Below are 12,277 nucleotides of genomic sequence, written 5' to 3'. Positions count from 1 at the left end.
AGATCAACCATACTAAAGACCATATAGACGGATGGAAAAGGGGGAATATCTGATGCATTTCACTACGATTGCACTGCTAGTGCAGCTGATTTTCGGGGTTATCATTGGAATGTATTTTTGGAATTTATTAAAAAACCAGCGTTCACAAAAAGTGACGGTGGATAGAGAATCTAAGAAAGAAATGGAACAGTTAAGGCGATTACGGTCCGTGTCATTATCTGAGCCATTATCAGAGAAAGTGCGTCCTTCCGATTTAAAAGAGGTTATTGGTCAAAAAGAGGGAGTCAAAGCATTAAAAGCAGCCATCTGTGGAGAAAATCCTCAGCATGTGCTGATATATGGTCCGCCTGGGGTAGGAAAAACAGCTGCCGCCAGATTGGTGCTTGAAATCGCCAAAAGCAATCCCCTTTCTCCTTTTAAAAAAGATGCAGCCTTTGTAGAGATGGACGGAGCCACTTCACGCTTTGATGACAGAGGAATTGCCGATCCTCTGATAGGGTCAGTTCATGATCCTATTTACCAGGGGGCAGGAGCGATGGGCCAGGCCGGCATTCCACAGCCGAAACAGGGAGCAGTGACTAAAGCGCACGGGGGAATGCTCTTTATTGATGAAATTGGAGAGCTTCATTCGATTCAATTAAATAAATTGCTAAAAGTGCTTGAAGATAGAAAAGTATTTCTTGAAAGCGCATACTATAGTGAAGAGAACAGACAAATTCCTGCTCATATTCATGATATATTTCAAAATGGCCTGCCGGCAGATTTCCGGCTGGTCGGTGCCACTACACGCAGACCTGAAGAACTCCCGGCAGCTCTGCGTTCCCGCTGTATGGAAATATATTTTCGCGGTCTTGATAAGGATGAAATAAAAACGATTGCCGTACATGCTGCGAATAAAAGTAAAATTAAACTGACTGAAGAAGCTGCAAATCTTGTGTCAGAGTATGCTCATAACGGAAGAGAAGCAGTTAATACGGTACAAATTGCAGCAGGTGTAGCCGTCGAAGAGAATAAACACGAAATAAATAAAGAGGTTATAGAGTGGGTGGTTGCAGCAAGCCGGCTAAGTCCCCGCCTCGAAAAGCAAGTGAGAAAAGAGCCGGAAGTTGGGGTCGTCAATGGTCTCGCTGTTACGGGTGCGGGTAACGGTATGCTGATTGAAATTGAAGCCACAGCTAAGAAAGTGAAAGGAAAAGGCGAGGTAACGGTTACCGGAATTGTAGAAGAAGAAAACCATGGAAGTCCTTCTTATTCCATGAAAAGAAAAAGCCTTGCAAAGAGCTCAGTAGAAAATGTTGTTACTGTTCTTCAATCCTTGCATTTACCTGTAAAAGAATATGATATTCATGTAAACTTCCCAGGAGGCATTCCCATAGATGGGCCGTCTGCTGGTGCAGCAATGGCTCTTGCCATTTACTCTGGTATTAAGCGCTTTGAAGTGAAAGAAAAAGCAGCGGTAACTGGTGAACTCGGTATCCATGGTGATATTAAACCGGTAGGGGGAGTAGCTGCAAAAGTGGAGGCTGCAGTTAAAGCTGGAGCAACTCATATTTTTATCCCTCACGAAAATGACCAGAAGTCTTTTCATAAATACGATGGCGTGAAAGTTCAGCCCATAAAAAGAATGGAAGAACTGTTAAAAGCAGCTTTATCTGCCGATGAAAAAGAAGAGTGGAAAGAATCTGTTCTTCCGCTTCACGAAACCCCTGTTTCTCCTGCAGAACTGTCTTAAAAATAAAGCCGGTCATTAGACAAACGGTTCATTAATAGGATAGAATTGTTAAAGAGTCTGGTACATTGGGTATAAAAGAATAAGAAGGAAAGGCCCGCTTCAAAAAGATGCAGTTTAAAAGCGGGCTTTTTTTTCACAAGAATGAATACATAGAATCATTCAGTACATGTATGATAACCCTACTGTGGTAGTCATACTATGAACAGATTATTGGGGGTGTTGTCTGATGAGTGAACAAACTACGCGTAACATACCTTTGCTTCCGCTTCGAGGATTACTGGTATTTCCTACGATGGTTCTTCATCTTGATGTAGGCAGGGAAAAATCGGTGCAGGCTTTAGAACAGGCAATGGTAGATGACAGCGAAATTTTTCTAACCAGTCAGATTGATTTATCAGTAGATGAACCAGATGAAGAAGATATGTATCATATAGGTACTTTAGCAAAAGTAAAGCAGATGCTGAAGCTTCCAAATGGAACGATACGTGTGCTTGTAGAAGGGCTCGAACGTGGTAAAATTAATCGTTTCCTCGATAGAGAAGATTATTTTGAAATAGAAATGACAGTCTTAAATGAAGACGAAGACGGCAATGGCTCTGAGGAACAGGCTCTAATGAGAAATGTACTGGACCAGTTTGAGCAATATGTGAACATATCAAAAAAAGTTTCCAATGAAACGCTGCAATCTGTACAAGACATAGCTGAACCAAGTCGTCTAGCAGATATTGTTTCCTCTCATCTTCCTCTCAAGGTGTCGGAAAAACAAGCATTGCTTGAAACAGTAAATGTGCGCGAACGGCTCATGAGCATTTTGGAAATATTAAATAATGAAAAAGAAGTGCTAGGGCTCGAACAAAAAATAGGCCAGCGCGTTAAAAAATCGATGGAAAAAACACAGAAAGAATATTATCTCCGTGAGCAGATGAAAGCTATTCAAAAAGAGCTTGGAGATAAAGAAGGTAAAGCTGGCGAAGTCGAGGAACTGCGAGAGAAAATAGAAGAAGCAAACATGCCGGGAAATGTAGAAGAAAAAGCATATAAAGAATTAGACCGCTATGAAAAAATGCCTTCTACTTCCGCTGAAAGTTCTGTTATCCGAAATTATATTGAATGGCTAACGCAGCTTCCGTGGACGGAAGAAACAACCGACCGGCTGGACATTAACAACGCGCAGGAGATTTTGGACGAAGACCACTACGGTTTAGATAAAGTAAAAGAGCGGGTTTTGGAATATTTATCTGTACAAGAACTGACTGAATCTTTAAAAGGCCCTATATTGTGTTTGTCAGGCCCTCCTGGAGTAGGTAAAACTTCACTGGCTCGTTCTGTGGCGCGTGCCCTTGAAAGAAAGTTTGTGCGAATCTCACTAGGCGGCGTAAGAGATGAAGCAGAAATACGCGGTCACCGCCGTACGTATGTAGGAGCGATGCCTGGACGTATTATTCAGGGCATGAAAAAAGCAGGCTCAGTCAATCCGGTTTTTTTACTTGATGAAATTGATAAAATGGCAAGCGACTTCCGCGGGGATCCGTCATCTGCCATGCTGGAAGTATTAGACCCGGAACAGAACAATTCTTTTAGCGATCATTATATCGAAGAAACGTATGATCTTTCTAAAGTAATGTTTATTACAACGGCGAATAATGTCTCTGCTATTCCTGAACCATTGTTGGACCGCATGGAAATTATATCGATTGCGGGCTATACAGAAATTGAAAAGCAGGGGATTGCGAAAGGATATCTATTGCCAAAGCAAATTAAAGAGCATGGTTTGACCAAAGGTAAAATTCAAGTGAAAGATGACGCCCTGCTTAAACTCATCCGTTATTACACCAGAGAAGCAGGGGTGAGAAGCTTAGAAAGAGAAATAGCAACCGTCTGCCGCAAAGCTGCGAAAAAAATTGTGTCAGGTGAAAGAAAAAGAGTCATTGTCACGCCGAATACAGTAGAAGAAATGCTGGGGAAACCTAAATTCCGTTACGGTCAGGCAGAGGATGAAGACCAAATTGGCGCGGCAACAGGTCTTGCCTATACTACCGGCGGAGGCAATACGTTATCTATTGAAGTGTCGATTGCAAAAGGAAAAGGTGAGTTGACGTTAACAGGTAAGCTCGGCGATGTGATGAAAGAGTCTGCGCAGGCTGCTTTCAGCTACATCCGCTCCCGCTCAGATGACTTAAACATTGAACCGGACTTTCATGAAAAATATGATATTCATATACACGTGCCAGAAGGAGCAACTCCTAAAGATGGTCCGTCTGCAGGGATTACGATGGCAACTGCTCTTATTTCAGCTTTGACCGGCCGCAGAGTGAAAAAAGAAGTAGGCATGACCGGAGAGATTACTCTAAGAGGAAGAGTCCTTCCAATTGGAGGGTTGAAAGAAAAAAGCATGAGTGCTCACAGAGCAGGACTGGAAAAAGTCATTATTCCAAAAGAAAATGAAAAAGACCTCGAAGACATTCCGGAAAGTGTTAGAGAAGACCTTACCTTTATTACGGTTTCACACTTAGATGAAGTATTAAAACATGCATTGGGGGAGGAACATGAAGGTAAATAAGGCGGAGCTAATCATCAGCGCCGTAAAAACAGAACAATACCCAAATAACCGCCTGCCGGAAATTGCCCTGGCAGGACGGTCAAATGTAGGGAAATCTACATTTATCAATACATTGTTAACCAGAAAGAATTTAGCCCATACGTCTTCGAAACCAGGAAAAACACGGACATTAAATTTTTATAACATTAATGATGAGCTTATATTTGTGGACGTGCCAGGTTATGGCTATGCGAAAGTTTCAAAAACCGAAAGAGCTTCCTGGGGAAAGATGATTGAAACGTATCTTTCTGAACGGGAAGAGCTTTGCGGGGTTGTGCAGATAGTAGACATCAGACATAAACCGAGCGCTGAGGACGTTCAAATGTACGAGTATTTGAAGTATTTTGAGGTTCCGGTCATTGTTATTGCTACAAAAGCCGATAAAGTAACCAAAAATAAACGGCCAAAACACTTAAAACAAGTAAAAGAAACATTAGAATTGGAAAAAGATGATAAAATCATTTTATTTTCCTCAGAATCAGGCCAAGGTAAAGAAGAGGCGTGGAAAGAAATAAAAAACCTTACCTCATAAAGGCAAGGAAAAAATATCCAGTTTATCTTTTTTTAAAAACAGCTAAATAAATACCAATCCCTAATAGAACAAACGGAGCAAAACGAAAAGCCTGTGATAATATCGTACTCCCGGTTATGCGGTAGAGCTCTTCATCAAAAAAGTAAGCAGATCCTGCTGCTAATAGTAATAAACCGCTGAACCATCCGGAAGATTTTGTTTTTAAGTAATCCATTAAAATAGCAACACCTACAAACGCACCGTACATCCCAGGATGGTCAGGCCATTCAGAAAATAGTCTGGTAAGGTGCAAATGAATACCGATCATCAATAATAATATTCCGGGCAGGAATGAAAGCGAAGCACGGGAAGTCAGGGCTTCAGCAGTAAAGGCCAGTCCTATAATCAACAGGATGGTCGGCCATTCCAGCCATTGTGCCGGCACGGAGAGGTTCCACGTTTGAATGAACAGAAGAAGACCGATACCAGCCAAAAGTATACCGTAGAAGATGCTTTGTTTTTTCATGATGGGCCTCCGTCAGCTTATGGTTATTATCGATTACTCATCTTATCATAGATGTCAGGGACTGTTCACATTTAATTTTTGAGACTGTTAATGTGCATGGTATAATGAAAATGGTATAACTATGTGTAGTAAACTTAAAAATGATAAAATGTACAAAATAAGTAATTGGGGTTCAATAAGCGGTATACATCAAATTGATCGCAGCGGCTTAGAGCGCATCCGCTTTTTGAAGTAAAATTAGTGGGGGTGACACATCATGCATATATTAGCAGCCGGGCTAGATTATAAAACAACCCCTGTAGAAATAAGAGAACAATTGGCGTTTCAGGAAGATACCCTTCCGGATGCGCTTCATCAGCTACGCGGCATGAAAAGCATTTTAGAGTGCACGATTGTTTCTACATGCAATCGGACAGAGATTTATGCCGTTGCTGATCAGCTGCACACCGGACGCCATTTTATAAAAAAGTTTTTATCCGAATGGTTCGAAATGCCAGTAGAAGACTTTGGCTCTTATTTAAACATCCGTGAGAATGATGCAGCTATTCAGCATTTATTCCGGGTTGTGACCGGCCTTGACTCTATGGTGTTAGGTGAGACTCAGATTCTAGGCCAGGTAAAAGACAGCTTTCTTCTAGCTCAGGCGGAAGGAGCTACCGGCACAGTATTTAATGAATTATTTAAACAGGCGGTAACGTTTGCGAAAAAGGCTCACAACGAAACAGAAATTAACGACAATGCGATATCTGTGAGTTATGCAGCGGTGGAGCTGGGTAAGAAAATTTTGGGTGATTTTAAGGACAAGCATGTGATGGTGCTTGGTGCAGGAAAGATGAGTGAGCTTACTGCTAAGCATCTTCATTCAAGCGGTGCAGCAGAAATAACGGTTTTGAACCGTACGTATGCTAAAGCTGCTGAACTTGCTGAAAAATTTCTTGGAAAAGCCGAAAGTATGGATCATCTTCAGTCCAGTATTGCTGAAGCTGATATTATTATTTCTTCCACAGGCTCCGGAGACTACGTTATTAATAAAAAGATGGTAGAGAAAGTGTTGAAACAGCGAAAAGGCCGGCCGTTGTTTATGGTTGATATTGCTGTTCCAAGAGACCTCGATCCGGCGATTGACAGCCTCGACAACATTTTCTTGTACGATATTGATGATTTACAAGGCATTGTAGCTGCCAATTTAGAAGAACGGAAACAAGAAGCTGAAAAAATAGAAGAAATGGTTCAAGTAGAGCTGGCTCGATTTAAAGATTGGGTTCATACCCTTGGAGTAGTTCCTGTCATTTCTGCTTTGCGTACAAAAGCGTTAAATATTCAAGCAGAAACGATGGAAAGTATTGAACGGAAGCTTCCTGACTTGAGTGAGCGGGAAAAAAAAGTGTTGCGTAAACATACAAAAAGCATTATCAACCAGATGCTTCGGGATCCGATCACAAGAGCAAAAGAACTTGCTGCGGAGCCGGATGCAGATGAAACGCTTGCTTTGTTTACGGAGATATTTGCATTAGAAGAAGAAGTGGAACTGGCGAAGGAAGCGGAAGAACAGCAGGCAAAAGTAGAGGAAGCAGAAACGGAATGGAAAAGTAAAAAGAAACGTTCTCTCCTCCCTTACGCCTATGGTAAAGACGTGAAAGTCCGCTCCTAAGAGAGGAGTTTTAACATATGGTTGCTGCAGCCGGTGTTATTTATGTTGTGACCATTGTGTTATACAGCCTTAGTGTATTAGGATATTTTATTGACTTTTTGCAGAACAACCGGAAGGTGAACCGTATCGCCTTCTGGTTGCTTTCTATTGTCTGGGTGCTGCAAACAATCTTTTTCTTCATCCGGGCGCTGCAATTCGACAGACCGCCCGTTATTACACCGTTTGAAGGGCTGTTTTTTTATGCCTGGCTGCTTGTCACTTTATCTTTGGTAATTAATCGGTTTTTCCGTATGGATTTTCTCGTTTTTTTTACCAATGTAGTTGGATTTGTCATCATGGCATTCAGCCTATTTACACCGGATGGAGACGTGCCGGCCGAGTTAAATGATTTGCTTATATCTGAATTATTGGTTGTTCATGTGACGCTCATTTTATTATCCTATGCAGCTTTTACCATGGCTTTTGTTTTTGCAGCAATGTATACCCTGCAGCATCAGTTATTAAAAAGGAAACAATGGGGAAAAAAGTTATTAAGGCTTGAAAACCTGCCAAAAATGGAACGGCTGTCCTTTCTCATGTCATTATTTGGAGTGCCGTGTATGCTGCTAGGCTTAATTTTAGGATTTGTATGGGCATCTATTCAGCTCGAGGAACTGCCATTGCTGGATGCAAAGGTATTAGGATCGGGGGCAGTATTGATTGTTTACAGTGTATATCTATATCTATGGGCTGTTAGACAACGCAGAGGTTACAATATGACATTATTAAACCTGGCAGGGTTTTTATTAGTGTTAATTAATTACTTTTTATCTGGAGAACTGACAGATTTTCACTTCTGGTATTTTTAAACCGTTATTAACGTCTTTGGAGGTAAATCATGCGTACCATTGTATTAGGAACTAGAAAAAGCAACTTAGCGATGAAACAGACAGAATGGGTTATCAGTGAATTAAAAACACTTGGCCTTCCGTATAATTATGAGATCAAAAAAATAGTAACCAAAGGAGATAAAATTCTTGATGTCACCCTTTCTAAAGTGGGAGGAAAAGGGTTGTTCGTTAAAGAAATTGAGCAGGCCATGCAGGATAAGGAAATTGATATTGCGGTGCACAGCATGAAAGATATGCCGGGTGAACTGCAGGATGGATTTACGATCGGAGCGATCACAAACCGGGTGGATCCTCGGGATGCTTACATTGCTAACGATCATATACGTTTAGAAGACCTCCCAGCTGGATCCATCGTAGGCACAAGCAGTTTGCGCCGTTCCGCACAGCTTCTTTCATACCGTCCGGATTTAAAAGTGCAATGGATACGCGGAAACATCGAAACGAGACTTCGTAAATTGAGAGAAGAAAATTTCGATGCGATTATTTTAGCTTCTGCCGGCTTGGAACGAATGGGCTGGGGTGGTGATCTTGTAACACAGTATCTCGAACCTGATGTGTGTCTTCCAGCTGTAGGCCAGGGAGCTTTAGGGCTTGAGTGTAGGGAAGATGATAAGGAAGTGCTTGAACTGCTGGCTCAGTTAAATGATGAAGCTGTTAGAAAAAGAGTAACAGCAGAACGGGCATTTTTACAGTCCGTAGAAGGTGGATGCCAGGTGCCAATTGGCGGTTATGCAATTTTAGAAGAGGATGGAGAAGTGGAATTAACCGCTCTTGTCGGTTCTCCGGATGGGAAAGTGATATTAAAAGAAACTTTGCGCGGTGCAGACCCTGAACAGGTCGGCCGTGACGCAGCTCATATTCTTTTAGAGCAAGGTGCCAAAGAAATATTAGATAAAGTAAAAGCGGAGCTTGATAACCAATGAGTCTGCCGCTTTCCGGGTACACTGTACTTGTCACAAGGCCGGCCCGGCAAGCAGCTGGTTTAGCTCGGTTAATTGAAGAAAGGGGAGGAACAGCTGAAGTTCTTCCCTTAATTCACCCCGTACGCTTGCAAGAAGAATGGAATCAGCAGCTGCGAATATTGAAAGAGCTCACTTATGATTGGGTTGTTTTTACCAGCGCCAATGCGGTACGTTTTTTTCAAGAAGCTCTCGAAGAAAGCAACACTGCATTATTAAAAAATGTGCGCATCGCAGCAGTCGGCAGGAAAACAGCAAAATCACTTCAAAAAGCAGGATGGGAAATTGACCTGATGCCTGATGATTTTTATGCGGAAGAGTTAGCAAAGCTTTTACGTAAGAAGGTGAAAGCTGGAGAGCGGGTGTTATTTCCAAAAAGCGCACGTGCTAGAAATGTGATCCCAGCTGTGTTAAATGAAGCAGGAGTTCTTGTTACAGAGATGCCTTTGTACACGAGTGCTCCGCTCTATGAAAATAAATACACCTTACAACAACTTGTAAGGGAAAAACGCTTAGATGTGCTAACCTTTGCAAGCCCATCGTCGGTTAAAGTTTTTTGCGGTTTTCTTAAAGACATGGAGACCTCTATGTGGGAAAACATCCCCGTTATCTGTATTGGTCCGATTACACAAAATGAAACAGATCGATTTGGATTTAAGAATATAAGATCAGCTAAACCATACACAGTAGAGGGAATGGTTGATGCATTAGTGGCAATGGTTAAGTGCTGAATGTTGAAAAATGAAGCTAAGTATTGAAAGTTTTTCATAGAGGAGGAACGAGTATGAGTGATATGGAGTTTCACAGACATCGACGGCTGCGCCGGTCTTCTGGTCTTCGTGCGATGGTAAGAGAAAATGTTCTTCGGAAAGAGGACTTGATTTACCCGATTTTTGTGGTAGAAGGGGAAAAAGTGAAAAATGAAGTACCTTCTATGCCGGGTGTTCATCAAGTCTCTTTGGATTTTTTAAAAGAGGAAATGGATACGCTTGAAGAACATGGCATTCTTTCTGTTATTGTTTTTGGGGTTCCGGCCCACAAAGATGATTGCGGCACAGAAGCTTATGCAGAGAACGGTATTGTCCAAAAGGCCATTCGTCAGATTAAAGAAGAAAATCCAAGTTTAACTGTAATTGCTGATACGTGTCTTTGCCAGTACACAGATCACGGCCACTGCGGCATTATTGAAAATGGAGTTATTTTAAATGACCCTTCTCTTGAACTGTTAACAAAAACGGCAGTTTCACAAGCAGAAGCCGGGGCAGATATTATCGCTCCTTCTAACATGATGGACGGCTTTACTGCTGCTATACGTAAAGGACTTGATGAAGCAGGCTACAGTGATATTCCTGTGATGTCCTATGCGGTAAAATACGCATCTGCCTTTTACGGTCCATTTCGTGATGCCGCTCATAGCTCTCCTTCTTTTGGTGATCGCAAAACGTATCAAATGGATCCGCCTAATCGTTTAGAAGCACTGCGAGAAGCAAAATCTGACGTGAAGGAAGGCGCAGACTTTTTAATCGTTAAACCGGCTCTGTCCTATTTAGATATTGTTCGGGATGTTAAAAATGAAACAGGCCTTCCAGTGGTTGCTTATAATGTGTCTGGCGAATATGCCATGATTAAAGCTGCTGCGCAGAATGGTTGGATTGATGAAAAAGAAGTAGTTATGGAAAAACTAACGAGCATGAAGCGTGCTGGTGCTGATTTAATCGTTACCTATTTTGCTATAGACGCTGCAAAATGGATAGAAGAAGACAAATAGGAGATAACAACTGCCCTCAGGTTTTACTGAAGGGCAGTTATTTGAATGAACGTTGGACAGGACAAACACGTTACATATTTGATACCCTAGAAGTGGTGAAATAAGTGATAAACGTATGCATGCAAAAGGAGTGCTTGTGATGAGATCTTTCGAAAAATCCCAGGCTGCTTATGACAAAGCGGAACCTTTAATGCCTGGAGGTGTAAACAGCCCAGTAAGAGCTTATAAATCAGTTGATCATGCCCCTGTTTATATGACGGAAGGAAAAGGGTCTAAAATTAAAGACCTTGATGAAAATGAGTACATTGATTATGTTCTTTCCTGGGGACCGCTAATTCGCGGCCACGCTGATGATCATGTAGTGGAGCAGTTGAAAAAAGTGACCGAAAAAGGAACAAGCTTTGGGTCGTCACATGAGATGGAAACAAAATTAGCCGAACTTGTGATTGATCGGGTTCCGTCTGTAGAAGTCGTTCGTATGGTGAATTCAGGTACGGAAGCTACGATGAGCGCACTTCGTTTAGCCCGGGGATTTACCGGCCGCGACAAAATAGTAAAAATGGAAGGATGCTACCACGGCCACGGTGATTCCTTGCTTATTAAAGCTGGATCTGGAGTAGCGACACTAGGCCTTCCAGACAGCCCTGGTGTACCGGGATCGATTGCACAAAATACTTTAACAGTACCTTATAATGATCTTGATAGTTTGAAGCTTGCTTTTGAGAAATACGGAGAAGAAATCTCAGCCGTAATAATGGAACCTGTTGCAGGGAATATGGGAGTAGTCCCTCCTGAAGAAGGATTTCTTCAAAACGTACGTCAAATTACAGAACAAAGTGGCAGCCTGCTTATCTTCGATGAAGTTATGACAGGATTTCGTACAGGATATAACTGTGCACAGGGCGTATACGGTGTAACTCCTGATTTAACGTGTCTCGGGAAAGTGATCGGCGGCGGCCTGCCAGTCGGTGCTTACGGAGGCAGAAGAGAAATTATGGAACAAATTGCACCGAGCGGTCCAATTTATCAGGCGGGAACATTGTCTGGGAATCCACTTGCTATGACAGCTGGTTACGAAACACTCAATCAAATAACTCCTGAACACTACGATGAATTTGAAAAGCTAGGGAAGCAACTGGCAGACGGGCTGGACGAAGCAGCTTCTAAGTATGGCATTCCACACCATATAAACAGAGCTGGTTCGATGATTGGCTTTTTCTTTACTGATGAGAAAGTTGTTAACTTTGATTCGGCCAAAACGTCCGACCTTGGCTTGTTTGGAAAGTATTATAGAGAAATGATGCAGCAAGGCATTTCACTGCCGCCTTCTCAATTTGAAGGTATGTTCCTTTCTACGGCCCATACGGCAGAAGATATTGCAGCCACAATAGAAGCTGCAGAAAAAGCTTTTTCAAAAATAAAATAAGAAATGGGGCTGGCCTAAAGATGGCAGCCCCTTTATTTTTTTATGGGAAAGCTTTATATTGTAGGGTATTAAAAAAACTTTATTAAAATGGCTCTATTATAATTGTTGGGGTATGAAAAAATTTAGACATAAAAAAACACGCAAGCTCCAAAATCCTTTACACTTGAATTGTCCAAGAAACAAGAAAAAGATTGGAGTTGCGTGTAGATGCATTT

The 12,277-nt window shown here is 41.9% G+C and carries 10 protein-coding genes; 9 read left to right on the top strand and 1 reads right to left on the bottom strand.

The annotated features are described in order from the left end of the window. Positions 1-52 precede the first annotated feature (52 nt). From lonB to yihA, 3 genes are all read left to right on the top strand, one after another. Positions 53-1,732 carry an ATP-dependent protease LonB gene (gene lonB / locus ACE1TI_RS16660; RefSeq protein ID WP_375008686.1) on the top strand — a complete coding sequence of 560 codons (1,680 nt, stop codon included), beginning with the start codon at positions 53-55 and terminating at the stop codon, positions 1,730-1,732. Between the two features lie 226 nt (positions 1,733-1,958). After that, entirely contained in the window at positions 1,959-4,292 is a 2,334-nt protein-coding gene (gene lon, locus ACE1TI_RS16655; RefSeq protein ID WP_375008685.1) for an endopeptidase La, read from the top strand. After that, complete coding sequence (yihA, locus tag ACE1TI_RS16650; RefSeq protein WP_375008684.1) at positions 4,279-4,863, top strand: ribosome biogenesis GTP-binding protein YihA/YsxC; 585 nt, start codon at positions 4,279-4,281, stop codon at positions 4,861-4,863. The genes lon and yihA overlap by 14 nt, the downstream gene beginning before the upstream one ends. 22 nt (positions 4,864-4,885) lie before the next feature. On the opposite strand, the gene ACE1TI_RS16645 is transcribed toward yihA, so the two are convergent. Beyond that, complete coding sequence (locus ACE1TI_RS16645) at positions 4,886-5,368, bottom strand: hypothetical protein (RefSeq protein ID WP_375008683.1); 483 nt, start codon at positions 5,366-5,368, stop codon at positions 4,886-4,888. Positions 5,369-5,624: 256 nt separating this feature from the next. On the opposite strand from ACE1TI_RS16645, the gene hemA reads away from it, so the two are divergent. From hemA to hemL, 6 genes are all read left to right on the top strand, one after another. Next, positions 5,625-7,019: a glutamyl-tRNA reductase gene (gene hemA, locus ACE1TI_RS16640; RefSeq protein ID WP_375008682.1), complete on the top strand. Its 1,395-nt coding sequence runs from the start codon at positions 5,625-5,627 to the stop codon at positions 7,017-7,019. 17 nt (positions 7,020-7,036) lie between these two features. Then, positions 7,037-7,867: a cytochrome C assembly family protein gene (locus tag ACE1TI_RS16635; RefSeq protein WP_375008681.1), complete on the top strand. Its 831-nt coding sequence runs from the start codon at positions 7,037-7,039 to the stop codon at positions 7,865-7,867. Between the two features lie 29 nt (positions 7,868-7,896). Beyond that, entirely contained in the window at positions 7,897-8,832 is a 936-nt protein-coding gene (gene hemC, locus ACE1TI_RS16630; RefSeq protein ID WP_375008680.1) for a hydroxymethylbilane synthase, read from the top strand. After that, positions 8,829-9,599 carry a uroporphyrinogen-III synthase gene (locus ACE1TI_RS16625; RefSeq protein WP_375008679.1) on the top strand — a complete coding sequence of 257 codons (771 nt, stop codon included), beginning with the start codon at positions 8,829-8,831 and terminating at the stop codon, positions 9,597-9,599. The genes hemC and ACE1TI_RS16625 overlap by 4 nt, the downstream gene beginning before the upstream one ends. A gap of 53 nt (positions 9,600-9,652) precedes the next feature. Next, positions 9,653-10,636 (top strand): porphobilinogen synthase, encoded by a 984-nt coding sequence (gene hemB / locus ACE1TI_RS16620; protein ID WP_375008678.1) that lies wholly within the window; start codon positions 9,653-9,655, stop codon positions 10,634-10,636. Positions 10,637-10,775: 139 nt separating this feature from the next. Further along, positions 10,776-12,062 carry a glutamate-1-semialdehyde 2,1-aminomutase gene (gene hemL, locus ACE1TI_RS16615; RefSeq protein ID WP_375008677.1) on the top strand — a complete coding sequence of 429 codons (1,287 nt, stop codon included), beginning with the start codon at positions 10,776-10,778 and terminating at the stop codon, positions 12,060-12,062. Positions 12,063-12,277 lie beyond the last annotated feature (215 nt).

The sequence above is a fragment of the Alteribacillus sp. JSM 102045 genome (genome assembly GCF_041949975.1).
Classification (GTDB): Bacteria; Bacillota; Bacilli; order Bacillales; family Marinococcaceae; genus Alteribacillus.
The sequence above is the reverse complement of the archived record's forward strand: the minus strand, read 5'-3'. Positions and strand labels throughout refer to the sequence as shown.